Below are 21,067 nucleotides of genomic sequence, written 5' to 3'. Positions count from 1 at the left end.
TCGCCTCGCGCCTGCAGATGCTCGTGCTGGTGCTGGTCGCCGCCGGCCTGGGCTTCGCCATCGGCATCCTGGTCACGCGCAGCATCGTGCGCCCGCTCAACCGCGCCATGGGCGTGGCCAACAGCCTCGCCGAGGGCGACCTGGGCGTGCGCGTGGAGGTCGACAGCGCGGACGAAACCGGCCGCCTGCTGGGCTCCATGGGCCACCTGGCCGAGCGCCTGCGCAACGTCATGGGCGACGTGCGCGGCGCCGCCGACGCCCTCTCCTCGGCCTCCGAGGAAGTCAGCGCCACCTCCCAGTCCCTCAGCCAGGCGGCCACCGAGCAGGCCGCCAGCGTCGAGGAAACCACCGCCTCGGTGGAACAGATGTCCGCCTCCATCGCGCAGAACACCGAGAGCGCCCAGGTCACCGACGGCATCGCCGGCAAGGCCGCCAGCGACGCGGTGGACGGCGGCCGCGCGGTGCGCGAGATGGTCCAGGCCATGAAGCAGATCGCCGACAAGATCGGCATCATCGACGACATCGCCTACCAGACCAACCTGCTGGCCCTCAACGCCGCCATCGAAGCGGCCCGCGCCGGCGACCACGGCAAGGGCTTCGCGGTGGTGGCCGCCGAGGTGCGCAAGCTGGCCGAGCGCAGCCAGGTGGCCGCGCAGGAGATCGGCGGCGTGGCCGGCAGCAGCGTGCAGCTGGCCGAGCAGGCCGGCCACCTGCTCGACGAGATAGTGCCCAACATCCAGAAGACCTCCGACCTGGTCCAGGAAATCACCGCCGCATCCCAGGAGCAGAGCGCCGCCGCCGGGCAGATCAACATCGCCATGGGTCAGATGAACCAGATCACCCAGCAGAACGCCTCGGCCTCCGAGGAGCTGGCCGCCACCGCCGAAGAAATGAACGCCCAGGCCAGCCAGTTGCTGGAACTGATCGGCTACTTCCGCTTCGACGAGCAGGCCCGCGCCCACGCGCCCTACCGCGGCAGCGTCGCCGGCACCCCGCGCGAACCCCATCGACCGATGCGCAAGGCGGCCGCCGCGCGGGTGGACGAAGGCCAGTTCGTCAGCTTCGACTGAGGAAAGCGAGCATGGACAACCTGCAGAGCACGGCGCCCGGCGCGGTACAGCACCTGTCGTTCCGCGTGCGCCAGGCGCGCTACGCGCTGCCCATCGAACTGGTGCGCGAGATCATCGAATACGGCCAGATCACCGCAGTGCCGATGATGCCCGGCTTCATCCACGGCGTGATCAACCTGCGCGGCAACGTGGTGCCGGTGCTGGACCTGGCCGCCCGCTTCGGCATGCCGCTGAGCGTGCCGGACAAGCGCACCTGCATCGTCATCATCGAACTCGAGCTGGGCGACAGCCAGCAGCGCACCGGGCTGGTGGTGGACGCCGTGGACGCGGTGCTGGACATCGAGGCCGCCAGCATAGAGCCGGCGCCGCCGTTCGGCGCCGGCATCCGCACCGAGTTCATCGCCGGCATGGCCCGCGACGAGGCGGGCTTCACCATCGTCCTCGACGTGCGCCGCGCGCTGTCGCTGGACGACATCCGCCAGCTCGGCCTGGCCGCGCAGGCCGGCTGATGCCCACGCGCAACCTGCCGCGCCTGGGCGACGAGGACTTCCGCCGCCTGCAGCGCCTGATGCAGCAGGCCTCGGGCATCCGCATGGGCGAACAGAAACGCACCCTGATGGCCGGCCGCCTGATGTGCCGCCTGCGGGCGCGCGGGCAGCCCGACTACGGCGCCTACCTGCGCCTGCTGGCGCAGCCGGCCGAGGCCGCCGAGCGGCGCCTGGTGGTGGACCTGCTCACCACCAACGAGACCTTCTTCTTCCGCGAGCCGCAGCACTTCGAGGTGCTCGGCGACTGGGCCGCGCGCCGGCGCCGGCCGCTGCGGCTGTGGAGCGCCGCCGCCTCCTCGGGGCAGGAAGCCTTCAGCATGGCCATGACCCTGGCCGAGCGCGGCGCGGCGGACTGGTCCATCCTAGCCACCGACCTCAGCCTGCGGGTGCTGGAGAAGGCCCGGCGCGCCATCTACCCGATGGAACAGGCGGCCCACCTGCCGCGGGGCTGGCTGGAACGCCACTGCCAGCGCGGCATCGGCGAAAGCGCCGGCAACTTCCGCATCGGCGCGCACCTGCGCGAGCGGGTGGCCTTCGCCGAACTGAACCTGGCCCGCGAACTGCCGGCGGACGTCGGCCCCTTCGAGGTCATCTTCCTGCGCAACGTGCTGATCTACTTCGGCGCCGAGGAAAAGCGCGGCATGCTCGCCCGGCTGCTGCAGCGCCTGGTGACGGGCGGGCTGCTGTTCATCGGCCACGCCGAGAGCCTGCACGGCCTGGGCCTGCCGGTGCGCACGCTGTGCCCGTCGGTCTTCGAACGCACGCGATGAGAGGAGCACGGGCGTGATCAAGGTCTTCATCGTCGACGACTCGGCGCTGGTGCGCCAGGTGCTCACCGCCTGCCTGGGCGGGCACCCGGGCATCCAGGTCATCGGCCAGGCGGCCGACCCGCTGTTCGCCCTGGAGAAGATGCGCCAGCAATGGCCGGACGTGCTGGTGCTGGACGTGGAGATGCCGCGCATGGACGGCATCACCTTCCTGCGCCGGATCATGGCCGAGCGGCCGACGCCGGCGATCATCTGCTCCACCCTCACCCAGGCCGGCGCGGCCGTCACCCTGGAGGCCCTGGCGGCCGGCGCCGTGGGCGTCTTCGCCAAGGCCAGCGTGGGCCTGCGCGAAAGCCTGCAGCAACTGGCCGGCGAACTCATCCGGCAGATCGAGGCGGCCGCCCGCAGCCACCCACGGGCCACGCCGCCGCGCGCGCCGGCCACGGCCGTACCGCCAGCCACCCGCAGCGGCCGGCTCGCCGGCGAGCGCATCGTCGCCCTGGGCACCTCCACCGGCGGCACCCAGGCGCTGGAGCAGGTGCTGCGCCAGTTGCCGGAGGACTGCCCGGGCATCGTCATCGTCCAGCACATGCCGGAGAAGTTCACCGCCGCCTTCGCCCAGCGCCTGGACGGCCTGTGCCGCATCGAAGTACGCGAGGCGCGCCACCTGGACCGCCTGCGTCCGGGCCTGGCCCTGGTGGCGCCGGGCGGCTTGCACATGCAGCTCAGGCGCAGCGGCGCGCACTACCTGGTCGAAGTGCTCGACGGCCCGCCGGTCAACCGCCACAAGCCCTCGGTGGACGTGCTGTTCCGTTCGGTGGCGCGGCACGCCGGGCCCGACGCCCTGGGGGTGATCATGACCGGCATGGGCGACGACGGCGCCCGCGGCCTGCTGAGCATGCGCGAGGCCGGCGCGCGCACCCTGGCCCAGGACGAGGCCAGCTGCGTGGTGTTCGGCATGCCGCGCGAAGCGCTGCGGCTGGGCGCCGCCCAGGCCAGCGAGCGGCTGGCCAACCTGCCACGGGCTATCCTTCAGTTCGCGGGCGGCGACGAATGAGCGCGCCGCCCGCGCGCAAGAGCCGAACCTTGGCCGGAAAAAAGGCTCTGTCCTGAAGCGAAGGCCGTCGCGCGCGGCCATGGAACATGGATACAGGAGCTTGTCGCAATGAACCCACAACGGTCGACTGCCCGAGGCCCGGCGAACGCCCGGGGGCAGGTCGCACGGCCATGAGCTGCCGCCTGCTGCTGGCCGACGACCATGCGCTGATCCGCTTCGGCGTGCGCGCCATGGTGGCCAGCCTGGAGGGCTACGAGATCATCGGCGAAGCGGAGAACGGCCGCCAGACGGTGGAACTGGCCCGTGCCCTGCGCCCGGACATCATCCTGCTGGACGTCACCATGGAAGGCTCCAGCGGCCTGGACGCCCTGTGCGAACTGGGCAGCGTGGCGCCGGCCTCGCGGGTGCTGATGCTGTCGATGCACACCGACGCCGAGGTGGTGCTCGCGGCCCTGGAGCGCGGCGCCCAGGGCTACCTGCTCAAGGACGCCGCCCTCAACGAACTGCACATGGCCCTGCGCGCCGTGGGCCGCGGCCAGCGCTACCTGAGTTCGGCCATCGCCGCCCCGGTCATCGCCCAGGCCCTGGCCCGGCAGAAGCCGGCGGCCAACGACCCCGAGCTGACCCAGCGGCAGATCGAGATCCTCCGCCTGATCAGCCGCGGCGCCTCCACCCGCGCCATCGCCACCGGCCTGGGCCTGAGCGTGAAGACGGTGGAAGCCCACCGCGCCCAGATCATGCGCCGCCTGCGCATCCACGACGTGCCCAACCTGGTGCTCTACGCGGTGCGCCAGGGGCTGATCGACCCCAATGACTGACCGGGGCCGCCAGCCCAACCTATGAAAAGCGTCTAGGCGCAGTCCCGTAGGATGGGTCGAGCGAAGCGATACCCATCACCGCGACCGCATGGGTATCGCAAGCTCAACCCATCCTACGAAAACTGTTCGGCATCGACCTGTAAGCGGACCATGCCCGCGAATCGCGCGCAGGGCGCGCTCCTACAAGGGGGTAGGGTGCATTGCCGACCGCACCGGAATGCTCGCCTGCCACGTAAGCGGACTCCGCCGCACATGCAAAAACGCACGCGGCCCACCTCCCTGGCGGGCCACGTGCGTTACCAACGCATATTCCTAACGAATCGTCAGACCTGTTCCTGCACACCTCCTTCCGCGAAGACTTTCACGGGCTTGCCGCTCGGGGAAAGCACGCCGGTCACCACCTGCCAGGCCATCGACAGGGCCCCGACGATGAACACCAGGTCACCGAAGGTGCGCACCCAGCGCAGGGTCTGCAGCAGCGGTTGCTGCATGAACTCCTCGCTGCGGGCGTACCAGAGGCCGACGCTGGCGCTGGCGTGGAACTGGATGATGCCGATGGGCAGCAGGCTGGTGGCGAGCATCAGCACCAGGCCGCCGTTGAGGCACCAGAAGGCGGTCTTCATCAGCCTTTCGTTGAAGTGCAGCTGCGGGCGGATGTAGCGCAGCACCAGCAGGGTGAAGCCCAGGGCGAGGAAGCCGTAGACGCCGAACAGCGCGGCATGGGCGTGGGTCGGCGTGGTGTTCAGGCCCTGGATGTAGTAGAGCGCCACCGGCGGGTTGATCATGAAGCCGAACACCCCGGCGCCGAGCATGTTCCAGAAGGCCACGGCGACGAAGCAGGCCAGCGGCCATTTCACCCGCTGCATCCAGGCCGCACGGTTCTTCAGGCGCCAGTTCTCCCAGGCCTCGTAGCCCAGCACCACCAGCGGCACCACTTCCAAGGCGCTGAAGGTGGCCCCCACCGCCATCACCGGCGTGGTGGTGCCGGCGAAGTACAGGTGGTGGAAGGTGCCGGGCACGCCGCCGAGCATGAACAGCGAGGCCGAGGCCAGGCTGGCGGTGGTGGCGGCGCGGCCGGAGACCAGGCCCATGTTGGAGAAGATGAAGGCCAGCGCGGTGGTGGCGAAGACCTCGAAGAAGCCCTCCACCCACAGGTGCACCACCCACCAGCGCCAGTACTCCATCACCGACAGGTTGGTGCGCTCGCCGTAGGCCAGGCCGGCGCCGTAGAACAGGCCGATGGCGATCACCGAGGCCGACAGCAGCGCCAGCAGGTTCTTGTCGCCCGGCTTGCCGAAGGCCGGCAGGATGCCGCGCAGCATCAGCAGCAGCCAGAAGGCGATGCCGAGGAACTTGCCGATCTGCCACAGGCGCCCCAGGTCGACGTATTCGTAGCCCTGGTGGCCCAGCCAGAAGTTCCACTGCGGTGGCATCAGCTGGGCGATGGCCAGGTAGTTGCCGATGAACGAGCCGACCACCACCACGACCAGTGCCCAGAACAGCACGTCGACGCCGAGCTTCTGGTGTTTCGGGTCCTTGCCGCCGTTGATGACGGGCGCCAGGAACAGCCCCGCGGCGAGAAAGCCGGTGGCGATCCAGAACAGCGCGCTCTGGATGTGCCAGGTGCGCAGCAGCGAATAGGGGAACCACTGCGACAGCGGGATGCCGTAGAAGTCCTGGCCTTCCACCGTGTAGTGCGCGGTGGCGCCGCCCAGCAGCACCTGGAAGCCGAACAGCCCGACCACCAGCAGCAGGTACTTGCCCAGCGCCCGCTGCGACGGGGTGAGCGCCACCAGGCTGAGCGGGTCCTGCAGCGGCGGCTCCGGTTCCGCCTCCTCATGCCCGCGCAGGAAGGCCCAGGCCCAGACCAGGAAGCCCACCCCGGCGATCAGCAGCACCACGCTGACGATGGACCACATGACGTTCTCGGCGGTCGGCTGGTTGCCGATCAGCGGCTCGTGGGGCCAGTTGTTGGTGTAGGTGGCGGCCGAGCCCGGGCGCTCGGTGGCGGCGGCCCAGGCGGTCCAGAAGAAGAAGAAGTGCGTCAGTTCCTGGCGCCGCGCCAGGTCCGGCAGGGTGCCCTCCTTCATGGCGAAGCTCTTGCGGCTGTGCTGCAACGCCGGGTCGTCGCCGAACAGCGCGACGTAATAGTCGGCGGTGTGGCGGATGGCCTCGACGCGGCGTGCGCTCAAGGTCAGCACGCCATCTTCGGCGCGGTTGCCGCGGTACTCGCGCTTCAGGCGGGCGAGCAGCACGGCCTGCTGGTCGCCGTCCAGTTCGCCGAAGGCCTTGCCGTACTGCTCGTGGGCGCCGATGTCGAGCCAGGCGCTCAGCTCGCGGTGCAGCCAGTCCGCGGTCCAGTCCGGGGCCTGGTAGGCGCCGTGGCCCCAGATGGAGCCGAGCTGCATCCCGCCCACGCTCTGCCAGGCGGTCTGGCCGTCGAGGATGTCGGTGCCGGTGAACAGGGTTTCGCCGGTCTCGCTGCGCACCTGCGCGGGGATCGGTGGCGCCTGGCGGTAGACCTCGCGGCCGAACCAGCCGAGTATGCAGAAGGTCACGCCGAGCACGGCGATCAGCGCCCACCACAACTTGCGGTATTCACCCATGATGGCGCTCCTCCCCGGCGACCGGGCGAATGGGGCTGGCGGATTTGACGTAGGCGCGGCGGCCTGGGATGTTGCTGAGCGGGACGTGCATGGGATGGCTCCTTGGTCAGGCACTGCTTGCGCTATCGCAAGCTGTGTGCCATCCCATAAACCTCTCAGGATCAATAACTTGCGAAACTCACGAGTCGAAATGACCGCACCCGGAACGGGTTCAAATGACCTCGTAAAGGTAAAAAATACCTCATTGTTGGACAGACTCCTGGCGGACCTGGCCGACGACCTGCCCACCGCCGAGCGCCTGCAGCGGCTGGTGGTGGCTTTGCGCGACGAGTTCGCCTGCAGCGCCGTGGTGCTGCTGCAGCTCGATGGCGACAGCCTCCAGCCCCAGGCCGCCGTGGGCCTGGACCGCGAAGTGCTCGGCCGGCGTTTCGCCGTGGCCAGCCACCCGCGCCTGGCGCACATCCTCGCGCAGCGCGAGCCGCTGCAGTTCAGCGCCGACAGCGAGCTGCCCGATCCCTACGACGGCCTGCTCCAGGACAGCCCCGACAAGCCCCTGCCGGTACACGACTGCATGGGCATGAGCCTCTACCTGGAAGGCCGCGCCTGGGGCGCGCTGACCCTGGACGCCCTGCGCCCCGGCAGCTTCTCGCCGGCGCTGGTCCGGCGCCTGGAGCACTACGCGCCGCTGATCGAGGCCGCCGTGCGCGTCGGCCGCCTGGAAAGCGAGGTGCGCCGCCTGCGCCTGACCCGCAGCGTTCTGGCCGAGCCGGCCCTGGAACCCGGCGCCGGCATCCTCGGCGAGAGCCCGGTGCTGCACCAGTTGCTGGACGAGCTGAAGATAGTCGCCGACTCCGAGTTGCCGGTGCTGCTGCAGGGCGAGACCGGCGTCGGCAAGGAGCTGTTCGCCCGCGCCCTGCACGCCAGCTCGCCGCGCTCGCGCAAGCCGCTGATCTACGTGAACTGCGCGGCGCTGCCGGAAACCCTCGCCGAAAGCGAGCTGTTCGGCCACGTGCGCGGCGCCTTCTCCGGCGCCGCCCAGGACCGCCAGGGCCGCTTCGAGGCGGCCAACGGCGGCACGCTGTTCCTCGACGAGATCGGCGAGCTGCCGCTGTCGATCCAGGCCAAGCTGCTGCGCGCCCTGCAGGGCGGCGAGATCCAGCGCCTGGGGGCCGACCGGCCCAAGCACGTCGACGTGCGCATCATCGCCGCCACCAACCGCCACCTAGCCGACGAGGTGCGCGGAGGGCGCTTCCGCGCCGACCTCTATCACCGGCTATCGGTGTACCCGGTGCACATCCCGCCGTTGCGCGAGCGCGGCCAGGACGTGCTGGTGCTGGCCGGGCACTTCCTCGAACTCAACCGCACCCGCCTGGGCCTGCGCTGCCTGCGCCTGACGCCGGATGCCGAGCAGGCCCTGCTGGACTACGCCTGGCCGGGGAACGTGCGCGAGCTGGAACATCTCATCAGCCGCGCGGCGCTCAAGACCCTGAGCCAGGCGGCCTCGCGGCGCGAACTGCTGAGCATCGACGCGGCAGGGCTCGGCCTGGAGCTGCCGGCGGCCGAGGATGCCGTCGAAATAACCGCCCCCTCGACCGAGGACGCCCGTTCCCTGCAGGAGGTGGTCGACGACTACCAGCGCCGCCTGCTGCAACGCGCGCTGCAGCGCCATGGCGGCAAGTGGGCGGCGGCGGCCCGTGCGCTGAAGATGGACCCGAGCAACCTGCGCAAGCTGGCGCGCCGCCTGGACCTGCGCTGAGCGCGGCGAAGCGCCCCGCGGGCTGCTCGCGCCGGAGGCTTCAGCGCACCATGTGCAGGTAGTGCAGGTGGCGCTCGTACTGGTCGAGGATGTCGCCGATCACGTCCTCGCGGCTCCAGCCCATGATGTCGTAGTCCTGGCCGCCTTCGCGCAGGTGCACCTCGGCGCGGAAATACTTGCGGGCGTCGTTGCCCTCGTCGCTGTCCTGCACCACGAAGCTGGGCGAGGCGAAGGCCCGCGGGCGCACCTCGTAGAGGAAGCGGCCTTCGCCGGCATGGTCCAGCGCCAGGCTCACGCGGCCGTCGTCGCGCTCCTCCACCGCCACCTCGTAGCCCTGCTTGCGCAGTTCGTCGGCCACCTGCTCGCAGGCCGGGCGCACCAGCGCTGGTTCGACATGACGCCCCCGGAGCACCGGCGCCTGCACGGCGACGCCAACATCGTGTCGATGGCCGCCGCCGACTGGCCGCGTGTCGTCGGCCCGGCGCAGCGAACTCTCGAAACCCTCGACTGCGCCACACTTCGCCAGCGAAGCGGCCACAGCCATCGGCTATACCTGGGGTGTCGCCCACCCGGTTCCGGGCGGGCGGCTCTCGTGTTCCGATGCAATGACCTACTGGCCCGCCACGTTGCGGGCGAGCGCTCCCCGCCGGGCCCGGCCAGGCTCCTGGGCCAGGCCCTGGCGGGGGCCTGTCGTTCAGGAAGGACGAGGGCATTCTTATGCCCGCTCGCCAGCCCAACCGTAGGGCGCATAACGCCCCAGGCGTTACCTATGTGTCCCGGCAGAACATTTGCAAAACCCATCGCCTACCCTGCCGGCACAATCGCGGACAAAGTCCGCTCCTGCGCGGCAGGCGAGCACGGCTTTTCGTAGGAGCGAGCACCCCGGCGCAGTGGGCAAGACAGTTGTTCCTACGGGATAACATCGCGTCTCCGTCCACGACTCGCATGCAGGGCGAGCGCCTGCACGGGAGAACGTGGAGACACCTGAACGCGAAGTGCAAGGCGATGGCAAGACGGCCATAATCCGCCCTTGCCCCGCGATCCAGGCCCCGTCGATGTCCGAACAGCCCAGCCCTGCCAACGCAGAACCCGCCCCCACCGCCCGCCTCCGGCGCTTCCGACGGCCACGCTGGCTGGAATGGCGACAGCGCCTGGCGTTCTGGGTCGGTGCGCTGCTGGTGGGCCTGGTGGCGCTGGCCTTCGCCTGGCTGGCGGACCAGTCCTTCGCGCTGTTCAAGCGCATGCTCGGCATCACGCCCTGGCTGCCGCTGCTGCTCACCCCAGCGGGTTTCGCCCTGCTGGCCTGGATCACCCAGCGCTGGTTCGGCGAGGCCAAGGGCAGCGGCATTCCCCAGGTGATCGCCGCGCTGGAGTCGCCCTCGCGGCGCTTCCGCGCCCGGGTGCTGGCGCTGCCGGTGGCCGCCGTGCGCATGCTCTTCACCCTGGGCGCGCTGCTGGTGGGCGGCTCGGTGGGCCGCGAAGGGCCCACGGTGCACGTCGGCGCCGCGGTCATCTACGCCTTCGGCCGGCGCCTGGGCCTGCACGGCCGACGCACCATCGCCGGGCTGATCCTCGCCGGCGGCGCGGCCGGCATCGCCGCGGCCTTCAACACCCCGCTGGCGGGCATCGTGTTCGCCATCGAGGAACTCAGCCGCACCTTCGAGCAGCGCTTCAGCGGCCTGGTGCTGACCGCGGTGCTGATCGGCGGCGCCGTCACCCTCGGCCTGATGGGCCATTACTCCTATTTCGGCGAAATCGGCGGCAGCCTGCCGGCCGGCTGGGGCTGGAGCGAGGTGCCGGCCTGCGCCCTGCTCGGCGGCCTGCTGGGCGGGCTCTACGTCAAGCTGGTGCTGCCCACCCAGGCCGGCTGGCTGGGCCGCATGTTTCGCCTGCGCGAGCGCTGGCCGGTACGCTTCGCCGCCGCCTGCGGCCTGCTGCTGGCGCTGCTGGGGCTGGCCTCGGGCAACCACGTGTTCGGCACCGGCTACGAGGAAACCCGCGCCCTGCTCGAAGGCCACCCGATGACCGACCAGGGCTTCGTGCTATGGAAGTTCCTGGCCAACGTGGTGTCCTACCTCTCCGGCATCCCCGGCGGCCTGTTCTCGCCCTCGCTGAGCATAGGCGCGGCCTTCGCCCCGCTGCTGGCGCTGCTGCCCGACGTCAACCCGCAGACCTGCGCGCTGCTGGGCATGGGCGCCTACCTCGCCGGCGTGACCCGCTCGCCGCTGACCGCCTCGGTGATCGTCCTGGAACTCTCCCACAGCCCCGACCTGGTCATCCCCATGCTGGCCGCCACGGTCATGGCCGCCAGCATTTCCGGCTGGATCGCCCCGGTCTCGCTGTACCACGCCCTGGCCCGGCAGGTGCTGGACAAGCTGGCGCCGGCGCAGGGGCCTCGCTGACGAGGCCGCGCCAAGACGCTTTTCGTAGGATGAGTGGAGCGAAGCGATACCCATCGCCACGACCGCATGGGTTTCGCAAGCTCAACCCATCCTACGAAGAGCACCTCGGCGCAAGACAGTTGCTCCTACGGTTCCAGGAAGCACGGCTTTTCGTAGGATGGCGTTGAGCGAAGCGATACCCATCAGCGCAACCGCATGGGTTTCGCAAGCTCAACCCATCCTACGAGGGCCGTGCAGTTGCATAGTTCGGTGCAACGGATCGGACCGATCGCGGACGGAGTCCGCTACGGTTCCAGGAAGCAGGGTCGTAGGAGCGGACTCCGTCCGCGATTATCCGCCCTACGCCTAGTCCAGCCCCGCGTCGTTGGCCTGCTGCTGCAGGCTGGCCTGGCTGATCTGGCTGCCCGGCGGCACGCTGCGCGTCAGCCAGACGTTGCCGCCGATGGTGGAGCCCTTGCCGATGGTGACGCGCCCCAGGATGGTGGCGCCGGCGTAGATCACCACTTCGTCTTCGACGATGGGGTGGCGCGGCTGGCCCTTGTGCAACTGGCCGGTCTCGTCGGCGGTGAAGCGCTTGGCGCCCAGGGTGACCGCCTGGTAGATGCGTACCTGCTCGCCGATGATCGCCGTTTCGCCGATCACCACGCCGGTGCCGTGGTCGATGAAGAAGCTGCCGCCGATCTGCGCGCCGGGGTGGATGTCGATGCCGGTGGCCGAGTGCGCCAGTTCGGAGATGATCCGCGCCACCAGCGGCAGGCCGGCGCGGTACAGGTGGTGCGCCATGCGGTGGTGGATGATGGCCAGCACCCCCGGGTAGCACAGCAGCACCTCGTCGACGCTGCGCGCCGCCGGGTCGCCCTGGTAGGCGGCCAGCACGTCGGAGTCCAGCAGTTGGCGCAGCAGCGGCAGGGCCAGGGCGAAGTCACGGACGATCCCCAGCGCCCGCTCCTCGATGCCGTCCTCCGCTTCGCCGCGCTGGCGCGCGCTGTAGCGCAGCTCCAGGCGCGCCTGGATCAGCAGCGCGTTGAGGGCGCTGTCCAGGGTGCGCCCGACGAAGAAGTCCTCGCTCTCGTCGCGCAGGTCGTTGGGCCCCAGGCGCATGGGGAAGAGCGCACTGGCCAGGCGTTCGACGATCTCCTCGATGGAACGCCGCGAAGGCAGCTCGCGCCCGCCCTGCTCCCGCGGCCGACCGCTGCGGCTGCGCCATTCGCTGCGCGCCGCGCGCAGTTCCTCGACGATGCGCTCCAGTTGCCAGCCTGCCGGGCCGTTCTCGTTCTGTTTGCCGATCTCGTGCATGTATCGATACTTCCAATGCCGTGGTTCTTTTCAAGCGGAGGCCGGCTGGGCAGCCTTCGTCACCATTACCGGCCTATCCTGGGGTTTCCCGGGCCCGTCGACAAATCGCTGGCGGTTCTAAGCTCATGCCTGGCGACCGAGTGCCCCGGCCCGACGAAGGCCCGGTTCGCCAACCGGCGGGCCAGAGCAAACCGCGAACGGACAAGCCGTCGCACGCCATTGGTCAAATAATGGCTATATGCCACCAATTTCTCACCTAACATGAACCTTGGCAGGATAGACGGACGCAGCACCGGAGGACCGGCCGCTGACGGGCCGCTGCCTTGCCAGAACCCGGCGGCCCCGCCGTTTCCGGCCGCCATCTACCACGCGCCACTGGAATACGTCCATGCCATCCGGGGCCATCCCCAAGCTCAACCTGCGCACGCTGATCCTGCTGTTCACCTCGCTGGCCATCCTCGCCACGCTGTTGAACGACCTCTATGCCACCTACCGGATCCAGCGCGAGACGCTGGTGCGCAATTCGCTGGAGACCAACCGCGCCTATGCGGCGAAAGTCGCCCTGACCCTCGGCCAGAGCCTCGACGCCGACCTCGGCCGGCTGCGCTACAGCGCCCAGGTGATGGGCAAGGACTTCGCCTCCCGGGCGACGATGCAGGCCGAGGCCCGGCGCCTGGCGGAGCAGGACCAGAGCTTCAACACCCTGGTGATCGCCGATGCCCAGGGCCGGATTCTCGCCTCGCACCCGCCGGCGCTCAGCGTGGCCGGCCAGAACCTGCGCTCGCGGGAGCCGCTGGAGCGGCGCCAGGCGATGATCAGCCCGGCCTTCAATTCGCTGGTGGGCAACCTGATCGTCTTCGTCTCCCACCCCATCCGCAGCCCGCAAGGCGAGTACCTGGGGCTGGTCGGCGGGACCATCTACCTGCGCAAGAACAACGCGCTCAACGAGATCGTCAGCAAGCACTTCCAGACCGACGCCTCGCACCTGTACCTGGTGGACGGCAACCGCCACCTGCTGTTCCATCCCGATGCCGACCACATCGGCAAGGCCGTGGGCCGCAACGCGGCGGTGGACGCCGTGCTGCGCGGCGAGAGCGGCGCGACGCAGGTCACCGATGCCGACGGGGTGCAGATGCTGGCGGGCTATGCCCCGGTGCCCAACAGCGGCTGGGGGGTGGTCGTCCAGCAACCGATGAGCGCGCCCCTCGCCGCCCTGCGGGCGCTGATGCTCCAGGTGGTGCAGGGCATAGTGCCGATGATCCTGCTGGGGCTGGTCCTGCTCTGGTGGGCCGCCTCGCGGATCAGCCAGCCCCTGAGCAGGCTCGCCGACTACGCCGAGCAACTGGACGACTCCCGCGGCATCGGCCAGGTGAGCGCCTGGTACTACGAGGCCTGGCGCATCCGCCGCGCGCTGATCCAGGGCGCGCTGCTGACCCAGGAGCGCATCGGCAAGCTCAACCACCAGGTGCTCAGCGACCCGCTGACCGGCCTGGCGAACCGGCGGATGCTGGAGGACTGCCTGCGCGACTGGGCGCTGCTGGAGAAGCCTTTCGCGGTGATTAGCATGGACATAGACCATTTCAAGCGGGTCAACGATGCCTTCGGCCACGACGTCGGCGACAAGGTGCTGCAGGCCTTCGCCGACCTGCTGCGGCAGAACTGCCGCGACGGCGACGTGCCCTGCCGGGTGGGTGGCGAGGAGTTCATCCTGCTGCTGCCGCTGACCGGCCTCGCCGACGCCGCGGAAGTGGCGGAGCGGATCCGGCGCTCGCTGGCCGAGGCCGTCATGCCTCCGGCCGGGCAGGTCACCCTGTCGCTGGGGGTGGCCTGCTGGACGGCGGACCGGTCCGACGTCGCCGCCACGCTCAAGGAGGCGGATGAGCTGCTCTACCAGGCCAAGCAGGCCGGCAGGAACCGGGTGATGGTCCACGGCAAGGGGACCTCGACGACCGCAGCCTGACGAGCGCGCCGGCAAGGCAGGCTCAGTCCAGTGGCGCGAGCCCGGCCACGCCCTCCTCCCGGGTGTCGGGGTGCAATGTGAGTTCGATCCGATGCGCGGCATGAAGCAGCGCATCGGCATTCTCCTCAAGGCGTTTCGCAGCGGTGAGCAGGGCCGCGGCGGTAACGGGCGAGACGGCCTCCGCCGCGGCCTGGCGCAAGACCTGGACGGCAGACGTCTCGTTGATGGCAGAAGCCAGCAACACCTTCCTTAGTCGTTCCATTTCCTCCTCCATTGTCGGCTGGAGCAGTGCAGGAATAGCTCCGATTTGGCCTGGCCAGCGGACGAGCCGACAGTCGGCAGTGTGTGGGTAGGTTTTTGTTTGGTTGGAATTTGGTTTCAGGCTCTGGTCCCAGCCCCGTTATGCCTGCGAACGCAGGAACGTAGGGCGGAGGCGTTGAGTCCGCTCCCTACGCCCGGGCACTCCTGTAAGCATAGGAGCGGACTCCGTCCACGATTCGACGGGCATGATGAGGTGGGGTTAGGCGTTCGATGACGCCGAACTCACCGCCCACTCCGAACGGCCCCCTCTCCCTCTGGGAGAGGGCTGGGGTGAGGGAACGGCCGCCAGGATCGAACGCTTTTGCCGACCCCGGGCACCCTCACCAACGCAACAAACGCGGCCCCAGCATGGCGCCCAGCAGCGTCGGCAGGAGCATACCCGGCAGGTACCAGATGCTTCATAAGGGCACACCCATTTCCGGGCCGGCCAGTAGTTGACCGGTGATGGCGCCCAAGGTCAGGCCGATATGGCCGTGGCCGAAGCTATAGAACACCTGCGGCAGGCGCAGGAAGCGCTCGAACAGGCGCCGGCTGAGGGCGTACGGGTCGAACGCCCCAGCGTTATCCGCCATTTCCGCAAGCCAACCTACCGCACCGACTTCACACATCCATGGCGCACTTCCTTCGACGGCGGATACCCGTAGAAGGACGTGTAGCACTTGCTGAAATGGCTGGGCGAGACGAAGCCGCAGGCCAGGCCCACCTCGAACATCGGCAGGTCCGAATGCTGCAGCAGACGGCGGCTCTCGGTGATGCGCAGTTCCAGGTAGTAGCGCACCGGCGTGGTGCCCAGCTGCTGCTGGAACAGCCGCTCGATCTGCCGCTTGGAGCGGCCGACGTAGCGCGCCAGCTGTTCCTGGCTGAGCGGCTCCTCGATGTTGGCGCTCATCAGGTTGATGGCCTCGCGCAGCGGCTCGCTGAGCTTCTCGTGCAACGCCGGCCGGGCGCGGCGGAAGCGCGATTCCTCGAAGGCGAGGATGTCCGCCACGGCTTCCACCAGTCGCGGCCGTGCAGCGCGTCCATCCACTCCAGCACCATGTTGAAGGCCCCGGTCGGGCTCGCCGCGGTGAGGCGGTCGCGGTCGACCATGTAGCTCTCGCTGGTGACTTCGCTGTGCCGGGCGATCTCCGCCAGGGCCGCGCGGCTCTCCGGATGCACCGCGCAGCGGTAGCCGTCCAGCAGACCGGCCTGGCCGAGGAACCAGGCGCCGTTCCACAACCCGGCCAGGGCCACGCCCTTCTCCGCCGCCAGTTGCAGCAGGCGCGTCAGTTCCGGCGCGGCGCGCAGCGGGGTGCGCAGGCCGCCGCAGACCACCAGCAGGTCCAGCCCCGCCAGGTGCGCGGGCGCCAGGGCCGAGCCGGGGCAGATGACCAGCCCCAGGTCGCTGGTGACCGATTCGCCGCCCAGACTGAAGGTGCTGGTGGCGAAGGCCCCGGCGCGGATCAGGTTGGCGGTGACCAGGGTGTCCAGCGCCTGGGTGAAGGCCGGCAGGGAGAAATGCTCCAGCAGCAGGAAACCCACCCGCCCCTGGCGTTGTGCGCCCGCCCGGGGCGCGGAAAGGAACCTGAGGTTGCGGCCCTGCATGGCGCCGCTGAATTGCCGCCGTTCTACCAATCGCGACTCCTGTCTTCAGCCGGCCGAACGCAACGGGTCGAAGCGGCTGCCGGCATGGGCGTCCTGGCGCCGGGTGGTGAAGCTCAGCAGCACCGTGGCCACGGTCAGGCCGAGGGTGGAACTCACTTCGACGCGGTGCTCCGGCAGGATGAACATCACCACCAGCACGGAGGCGATGAAAGCGATCACCGCCCAGGTCAGCCAGGGGAACAGCCACATGCGGCAGGCGATCTCCTGGTTGCTGCGCTGCAGATTGGCGCGCATGCGCAGCTGCGAGACGGCGATGGCCAGGTACACCAGCAGGGCGATGGAGCCGGAGCTGGCGAGGAGGAAGTCGAACACCCGCGCCGGGGCGATGAAGTTCAGCACGGTGGTGAGCATGCCGATCAGCGTACTGGCGATCACCGCCGCCCGCGGCACTCCCCCCGCCGAGGTGCGCTGGATGAAGGCCGGCGCGTCGTTGCGGCGGCTCAGCGAGTAGATCATCCGCGAGGCGATGTAGATCGAAGAGTTCAGGCAGCTGGCCACAGCCACCAGCACCACCACGTCCATCATCAGCTTGGCGTGGGGCACATTCATCAGTTCCAGGGCGCGCTGGTAGGAGCCCTGCGCCGCGAGCATGGGGTCGTTCCAGGGCACCACGGAGATGATCACCAGGATCGACAGCAGGTAGAACACGCTGATGCGCCAGATCACCGCCCGCGTGGCCTTGGCGATGTTGCGCCGCGGGTCGCTGGATTCGGCGGCGGCGATGGTCACCGCCTCGGTGCCGATGAAGCTGAACAGCGTGGTGATCAACGCGGTGAAGATGGCGCCCCAGCCGTTGGGCAGGAAGCCGCCGTGCCCGCGCATCAGGTTGCCCAGGCCGCTGACCTCGTGCCCCGGCAGCACGCCGAGCAGCGCCGCCGCGCCCAGGCTGATGAACAGCACGATGGCGCCCACCTTGAGCATGGCGAACCAGAACTCGAACTCGCCGTACTTGGCCACGCTGAACAGGTTGGTGACGGTCAGCAGCAGCGTCATCACCAGGGCGAACACCCAGGTCTGCACCTGCGGGAACCAGCTGTTGAAGATCACCCCGGCGGCGATCGCCTCGATGGGGATCACCAGCACCCAGAACCACCAGTACAGCCAGCCGATGGTGAAGCCGGCCCAGCGGCCGATGGCCTGGTCGGCGTAGGCGGAGAAGGAGCCGGTGTCGGGGCGGGCCACGGCCATCTCGCCGAGCATGCGCATCACCAGCATCACCAGCACCACCAGCAGCCCGGACAGCGCGTAGGCCAGGATGGCGGCGGGCCCCGCGGCGGCGATGGCATGGCCGGAACCGACGAACAACCCCGCGCCTATGATCCCGGCAATGGACAGCATGGTCACATGGCGCGGCTTGAAGCCCTGGACCAGTTCGCCACTGGCGCCTTTCGCACTTGGAATACTCATCGGTCGGCCTTTGTTGAATTTGTTATGCGGTGGCAAGGCGCCACCTGGCGGGCGTCCCGGACTGCAGGACGCGGGCACAACCCTATTCCAGGGCGTTATCCGGGCATTTGCCCAGGATCGCCATGGGTATGAGCAAAAACGACATGGCCTCGCCCGCGAGCGCCCAGGCCCGGCGCTGGCGACAGCATGAAAACGACATCGGCGGGAAGAGGAGGAAGAGGAAGGGCAGCGACGCTGCTAGATGCAGCGACCGTCCACGGACAGCGTCTGCGCGGAGGTACGGAGCGCCCGGTCAGGGGCGAGACAGGCGACGGCGTCGGTCATCGAGTACCAGATTGCCCGGCCGAGGTAGCGGAGTTTCGATTGCGAGAGGGAATTTTTCGAGCACAAACGAAAAGCCCCGCAATGCGATGCGGGGCTTCGGGCACCAGAAGGTGCGCTTACAGGGCTTGAACCTGCTCGGCCTGCGGGCCTTTGGCGCCGGCAGTCACGAGGAAGCTGACGCGCTGGCCCTCGTCGAGGCTCTTGTAGCCGGTGGATTCGATCTGGCGGAAGTGAACGAAGACGTCCGGGCCGCTTTCCGGGGTGATGAAGCCGAAGCCCTTCTCAGCGTTGAACCACTTGACGGTACCAGTTTGGCGGTTTGCCATGATGTAGATCTCCAAGGTAGGAACGAGCACAGGCGACATGCCTGGCTGAAACTGAATGCAGAGTGAAGAGAAACCGAGGAGATGGAAATCAGAACGGACTGAACATCAAGACGGAGGCGCTAAACTGGCAGGCAGTGGCAGCAGAATACAGGGTTCGACGGATTTGAACAGCATTTTCTTTTCCGCATCGCGATTCTGGACGGCCGGTCGCCTTTCCACGACGCGCAGGAAGCGTCTCCCAACACCTGTAGGAGCGGGCCCTGCCCGCGATTCGCGCGCAGGGCGCGCTCCTACAGGTAGAGCCGGAGGTGGGCATGGCTCGCTCATACGAAGAGCATCCCAGCGCGGCCTGCAAGAAACGAAAGCACCTCGGCGCCCCATATGCCCCGGGAATGCGCTAATGGATAACGCGAAAAGCCCGGCTCAGGCCCTCCCGTCGAGCTGGTCCACCCAGCGTTCGGCGGCGGCGAAGGAGGCCTCGAAGGCGGCCTCATGGGATTCCCAGGGCCCGATCACCACGTCCAGCGGCGATACGCTAGTGGGCACCTTCGCCAGCGAAAGCAGCATCTCGGCGACCTTGCCGGGGCCGGCGTAGCGCGGCGAGATGAGCACCGCCACCCCGCTGGAGGTGGTGTACTCGCTGGGTGGCATGAAGTTCGGCTCACTGGTTCGCTGTTGCATGCATCGTTCCCCCTGGCCCGCTGGCAGGCCGTTCACATGGCTGGAGTTGCGCGAGATGGCGGACGCTCGCCCACCCTTTCACGGACTCTCCAGCTTGCCAGCGGTTCCGCCGGATCGCCCCTGCCAAAGGCATGGCCGCCGGGCGGTACAAGGAGTCAGACGCGCCCAACCAGGGCCTGCAGCGCCTGGTAGGCGCCCAGCAGGTGGTAGGGCGTGGTGGACGGCATGTCCGCGCGCAGCACCTCGCCGTCCGGCCCCAGCACCTCGTGCCAGCCGCCGTCGTGGAGGAAGCGCGAACGGAAGCGCTCGGTCCAGAGCGCCAGGGTATCGAGGGACCGGGCGCTACCCTCCACGGCCAGGGCGCGGGCGAACTCGGTCTGCGCCCAGATGCGCTGGGTGGCGTCCTGCAGCGTGCCGTCCGCCGCCAGTGCGGCACTGACGCCGAGGGTATCGGCGGCCACGCCATGCTGCCGGGCGAAGACGAAGGCGCGACGCAGCGCGGCCTCCAGGGCCGAACCGGCGAACAACGCCGGCGCGCCCATGACCAGCGAGAACCATTCGAACTGATGCCCCGGCTCGATGCGGTTGCCCGCCTCGCCTTGCGGCAGCTCGGCGATGCAGCCGCTGGCCGGGTCGACGAAGCGCGCCAATACCGCGGCGCCGATCGCCTGCAGGCGCTCCCCGTACCAGGGCTCGCCGGCGATGGCATAGGCCGCCAGATAGGCCTCGGTGAGGTGCATGATGGGGTTCTGCAGCACGGGCGCGCCGTCGTCTGCGAAATCCTCGGCCAGCGCGGACAGGTACAACCCCTGGCCATCGGCGAAGCGCTGCTCGATCAGCTCGGTGGTGCGCGTCATCAGCTCCAGCGCAGCCGCGTTGCCACTGAGCTTGTGATATTGCGCGCAGGCGAACACCACGAAGGCGAAGGTGTAGAGGTCGCGGCGGCTGTCCAGCGGCTTGCCGGCCGCGTCGATGCTATAGAGCCAGGCCCCGTGGCCATCGCCGAAATGGCGTTGCAGCGAGTCGAACAATGCCTCGGCCCGAGCAGCGCCGGCAGGCCCCGCGTGGCTGAAGACGAACAGCTGGCGGGCGCAGGCCATGGCGCGGTAGCGCACCGCGGGCAGGGGCTGCCCGCTGCGGTCGTCGAGCGACTCGTAGGGCAGCTGCAGCGCCTCGTTCCAGCCGGCGGCGCGCCACAGCGGCAGGACGGTGTCGGCGTAGTGACGGGTCAACGCCTCGATACCGGCGGTGAGGGATGGCGAAAGGAACGACGGGACGGGCATTCGACGAGTCTGCGTGAGGAAGGAAGGCGCAAGCGCAGAAGATAGAGGAAAAGCCCCTCGGAAAGAACCCGCCCGCACTCGACACCGGACTGCGTGTTCCGCACCCTGCCCCGGCCAACTGCCAGGCCGGCGGAACCTCCGCCCTCGCCAAGGCTTCGATATGCATAGGCCCGCCCTGCCCTTCAATCGGAGGAAGCGCCATGCACAACCTCGAGACCCCCACGCTGAAGCTGAGCGTGTTCCGCCCCTTCGACAGCCTCGGCCAGGCCCTGGTCGCCGCCGCGCTGCACCGGCAGCACGAGGTCAGCGCCCTGGTGGAGGATCTCAACGACCTGCGTGCGCGCCCCGGCCTGCGCTGCAAGCTGGGCGGCCTGGCGTCGTCCATCGAGGTCAGCGAGGCGGTGACGGGGCTCGACGTGGTCTTCGCCATGCTCGGCGACCAACCGCCGCAACAGCTGCCGCCGCAGTGCGGCGCGCTCATCGACGGTGCGTTGCGCGCCGGCATGCCGCGGCTGTTCCTGGTGGGCCACTGGCAGTGGCTGGTGGCGCCGCAAGATGCCGCCGACGAGCAACTCGGCGCCGGCCTTGCGCGCAGCCTGGAGGTGAGCGGCCTGAACTGGACGCTGGTGGAGGCGCCGGACTTGACCGAAGGCCTGCGCATCGATGACTTCAGCCGCGCCGCCGCGCCCATGGACAAGGCGAGCCAGCAGGCCCTGTCCTGTGCCGAGGCGCTGCTCGACGAGGTGCGCCTGGGGCTGCACAGCCGCCAGTGCCTGCGTCTGCGCGAGGCAGGGAGGTGAT

17 protein-coding genes and 3 pseudogenes are annotated in these 21,067 nt (G+C 69.2%); 9 read left to right on the top strand and 11 right to left on the bottom strand.

Features of this window, described 5'->3' with window-relative positions; genetic code table 11:
* Positions 1 to 29 precede the first annotated feature (29 nt).
* The 5 genes and pseudogenes from PcP3B5_RS32580 to PcP3B5_RS14260 form a co-directional block, all read left to right on the top strand.
* Positions 30 to 1,070, top strand: a pseudogene (locus tag PcP3B5_RS32580) (methyl-accepting chemotaxis protein); the annotation flags it as partial.
* 11 nt (positions 1,071 to 1,081) lie between these two features.
* Positions 1,082 to 1,579, top strand: coding sequence for a chemotaxis protein CheW (locus tag PcP3B5_RS14275; protein ID WP_061561630.1), 498 nt, complete (start codon positions 1,082 to 1,084; stop codon positions 1,577 to 1,579).
* On the top strand, positions 1,579 to 2,388 hold the full coding sequence (locus PcP3B5_RS14270) for a CheR family methyltransferase (RefSeq protein WP_043272606.1): 810 nt from the start codon (positions 1,579 to 1,581) through the stop codon (positions 2,386 to 2,388). Before PcP3B5_RS14275 ends, PcP3B5_RS14270 begins: the two co-directional genes overlap by 1 nt.
* Positions 2,389 to 2,401: 13 nt before the next feature.
* Entirely contained in the window at positions 2,402 to 3,442 is a 1,041-nt protein-coding gene (locus tag PcP3B5_RS14265; RefSeq protein ID WP_061561629.1) for a protein-glutamate methylesterase/protein-glutamine glutaminase, read from the top strand.
* Positions 3,443 to 3,612: 170 nt separating this feature from the next.
* Positions 3,613 to 4,260 carry a response regulator gene (locus PcP3B5_RS14260; protein WP_009620218.1) on the top strand — a complete coding sequence of 216 codons (648 nt, stop codon included), beginning with the start codon at positions 3,613 to 3,615 and terminating at the stop codon, positions 4,258 to 4,260.
* Positions 4,261 to 4,583: 323 nt separating this feature from the next.
* On the opposite strand, the gene PcP3B5_RS14255 is transcribed toward PcP3B5_RS14260, so the two are convergent.
* The gene (locus tag PcP3B5_RS14255; RefSeq protein ID WP_061561628.1) at positions 4,584 to 6,866 is read right to left on the bottom strand and encodes a nitric-oxide reductase large subunit; all 2,283 of its coding nucleotides are present in this window, start codon (positions 6,864 to 6,866) and stop codon (positions 4,584 to 4,586) included.
* Positions 6,867 to 7,056: 190 nt separating this feature from the next.
* Here PcP3B5_RS14255 and norR point away from each other — a divergent pair, with 190 nt between their 5' ends.
* Positions 7,057 to 8,622 (top strand): nitric oxide reductase transcriptional regulator NorR, encoded by a 1,566-nt coding sequence (gene norR / locus PcP3B5_RS14250; protein ID WP_061561627.1) that lies wholly within the window; start codon positions 7,057 to 7,059, stop codon positions 8,620 to 8,622.
* A 40-nt stretch (positions 8,623 to 8,662) separates the two neighbouring features.
* Here the strand turns inward: norR and PcP3B5_RS14245 are convergent.
* Positions 8,663 to 9,004, bottom strand: a pseudogene (locus PcP3B5_RS14245) (choline transporter); the annotation flags it as partial.
* A gap of 673 nt (positions 9,005 to 9,677) precedes the next feature.
* Between PcP3B5_RS14245 and PcP3B5_RS14240 the strand changes: the two are divergent.
* Positions 9,678 to 11,024, top strand: a complete 1,347-nt coding sequence (locus PcP3B5_RS14240) for a chloride channel protein (protein WP_061561626.1) — start codon at positions 9,678 to 9,680, stop codon at positions 11,022 to 11,024.
* A 345-nt stretch (positions 11,025 to 11,369) separates the two neighbouring features.
* Here PcP3B5_RS14240 and epsC read toward each other — a convergent pair whose 3' ends face one another.
* Positions 11,370 to 12,320: a serine O-acetyltransferase EpsC gene (gene epsC, locus PcP3B5_RS14235; RefSeq protein ID WP_009620203.1), complete on the bottom strand. Its 951-nt coding sequence runs from the start codon at positions 12,318 to 12,320 to the stop codon at positions 11,370 to 11,372.
* Between the two features lie 388 nt (positions 12,321 to 12,708).
* Here epsC and PcP3B5_RS14230 point away from each other — a divergent pair, with 388 nt between their 5' ends.
* On the top strand, positions 12,709 to 14,280 hold the full coding sequence (locus PcP3B5_RS14230; RefSeq protein ID WP_058072158.1) for a GGDEF domain-containing protein: 1,572 nt from the start codon (positions 12,709 to 12,711) through the stop codon (positions 14,278 to 14,280).
* 22 nt (positions 14,281 to 14,302) lie between these two features.
* Here the strand turns inward: PcP3B5_RS14230 and PcP3B5_RS14225 are convergent, their stop codons facing one another.
* The 8 genes and pseudogenes from PcP3B5_RS14225 to PcP3B5_RS14200 all read right to left on the bottom strand — a co-directional run bounded on the left by PcP3B5_RS14225 (position 14,303) and on the right by PcP3B5_RS14200 (position 20,266).
* The gene (locus tag PcP3B5_RS14225) at positions 14,303 to 14,542 is read right to left on the bottom strand and encodes a hypothetical protein (protein ID WP_009620201.1); all 240 of its coding nucleotides are present in this window, start codon (positions 14,540 to 14,542) and stop codon (positions 14,303 to 14,305) included.
* Between the two features lie 379 nt (positions 14,543 to 14,921).
* Positions 14,922 to 14,987, bottom strand: coding sequence for a hypothetical protein (locus tag PcP3B5_RS32575; protein ID WP_420820169.1), 66 nt, complete (start codon positions 14,985 to 14,987; stop codon positions 14,922 to 14,924).
* A gap of 12 nt (positions 14,988 to 14,999) precedes the next feature.
* Positions 15,000 to 15,173, bottom strand: coding sequence for a hypothetical protein (locus PcP3B5_RS32165; protein ID WP_237143126.1), 174 nt, complete (start codon positions 15,171 to 15,173; stop codon positions 15,000 to 15,002).
* Positions 15,174 to 15,187: 14 nt separating this feature from the next.
* A pseudogene (locus PcP3B5_RS14220) lies at positions 15,188 to 16,185 on the bottom strand (GlxA family transcriptional regulator).
* 45 nt (positions 16,186 to 16,230) lie between these two features.
* Positions 16,231 to 17,652 (bottom strand): GABA permease, encoded by a 1,422-nt coding sequence (gene gabP / locus PcP3B5_RS14215; RefSeq protein WP_061561625.1) that lies wholly within the window; start codon positions 17,650 to 17,652, stop codon positions 16,231 to 16,233.
* 440 nt (positions 17,653 to 18,092) lie between these two features.
* On the bottom strand, positions 18,093 to 18,302 hold the full coding sequence (locus tag PcP3B5_RS14210; protein WP_009620169.1) for a cold-shock protein: 210 nt from the start codon (positions 18,300 to 18,302) through the stop codon (positions 18,093 to 18,095).
* 423 nt (positions 18,303 to 18,725) lie between these two features.
* On the bottom strand, positions 18,726 to 18,983 hold the full coding sequence (locus PcP3B5_RS14205; RefSeq protein WP_043317991.1) for a hypothetical protein: 258 nt from the start codon (positions 18,981 to 18,983) through the stop codon (positions 18,726 to 18,728).
* A 155-nt stretch (positions 18,984 to 19,138) separates the two neighbouring features.
* Positions 19,139 to 20,266, bottom strand: a complete 1,128-nt coding sequence (locus tag PcP3B5_RS14200; RefSeq protein WP_009620167.1) for an AGE family epimerase/isomerase — start codon at positions 20,264 to 20,266, stop codon at positions 19,139 to 19,141.
* A 200-nt stretch (positions 20,267 to 20,466) separates the two neighbouring features.
* Between PcP3B5_RS14200 and PcP3B5_RS14195 the strand changes: the two genes are divergently transcribed.
* Complete coding sequence (locus PcP3B5_RS14195; protein WP_061561624.1) at positions 20,467 to 21,066, top strand: NAD(P)H-binding protein; 600 nt, start codon at positions 20,467 to 20,469, stop codon at positions 21,064 to 21,066.
* Position 21,067 lies beyond the last annotated feature (1 nt).

The organism is Pseudomonas citronellolis, from assembly GCF_001586155.1.
Lineage (GTDB): Bacteria > Pseudomonadota > Gammaproteobacteria > Pseudomonadales > Pseudomonadaceae > Pseudomonas > Pseudomonas citronellolis.
This window is presented reverse-complemented; position numbering and strand designations above follow the sequence as displayed.

Coding starts and splice junctions, on each gene's coding strand:
- PcP3B5_RS14260 (WP_009620218.1), top strand. CDS start 3,613: ATGAGCTGCCGCCTGCTGCTGGCCGACGACCATGCGCTGATCCGCTTC.
- PcP3B5_RS14205 (WP_043317991.1), bottom strand. CDS start 18,983: ATGCAACAGCGAACCAGTGAGCCGAACTTCATGCCACCCAGCGAGTAC.
- PcP3B5_RS14225 (WP_009620201.1), bottom strand. CDS start 14,542: ATGGAACGACTAAGGAAGGTGTTGCTGGCTTCTGCCATCAACGAGACG.
- PcP3B5_RS14210 (WP_009620169.1), bottom strand. CDS start 18,302: ATGGCAAACCGCCAAACTGGTACCGTCAAGTGGTTCAACGCTGAGAAG.
- PcP3B5_RS14200 (WP_009620167.1), bottom strand. CDS start 20,266: ATGCCCGTCCCGTCGTTCCTTTCGCCATCCCTCACCGCCGGTATCGAG.
- PcP3B5_RS14230 (WP_058072158.1), top strand. CDS start 12,709: ATGCCATCCGGGGCCATCCCCAAGCTCAACCTGCGCACGCTGATCCTG.
- PcP3B5_RS32165 (WP_237143126.1), bottom strand. CDS start 15,173: ATGGCGGATAACGCTGGGGCGTTCGACCCGTACGCCCTCAGCCGGCGC.
- PcP3B5_RS14270 (WP_043272606.1), top strand. CDS start 1,579: ATGCCCACGCGCAACCTGCCGCGCCTGGGCGACGAGGACTTCCGCCGC.
- PcP3B5_RS14195 (WP_061561624.1), top strand. CDS start 20,467: ATGCACAACCTCGAGACCCCCACGCTGAAGCTGAGCGTGTTCCGCCCC.
- epsC (WP_009620203.1), bottom strand. CDS start 12,320: ATGCACGAGATCGGCAAACAGAACGAGAACGGCCCGGCAGGCTGGCAA.
- PcP3B5_RS14255 (WP_061561628.1), bottom strand. CDS start 6,866: ATGGGTGAATACCGCAAGTTGTGGTGGGCGCTGATCGCCGTGCTCGGC.
- norR (WP_061561627.1), top strand. CDS start 7,057: ATGACCGCACCCGGAACGGGTTCAAATGACCTCGTAAAGGTAAAAAAT.
- gabP (WP_061561625.1), bottom strand. CDS start 17,652: ATGAGTATTCCAAGTGCGAAAGGCGCCAGTGGCGAACTGGTCCAGGGC.
- PcP3B5_RS14240 (WP_061561626.1), top strand. CDS start 9,678: ATGTCCGAACAGCCCAGCCCTGCCAACGCAGAACCCGCCCCCACCGCC.
- PcP3B5_RS14275 (WP_061561630.1), top strand. CDS start 1,082: ATGGACAACCTGCAGAGCACGGCGCCCGGCGCGGTACAGCACCTGTCG.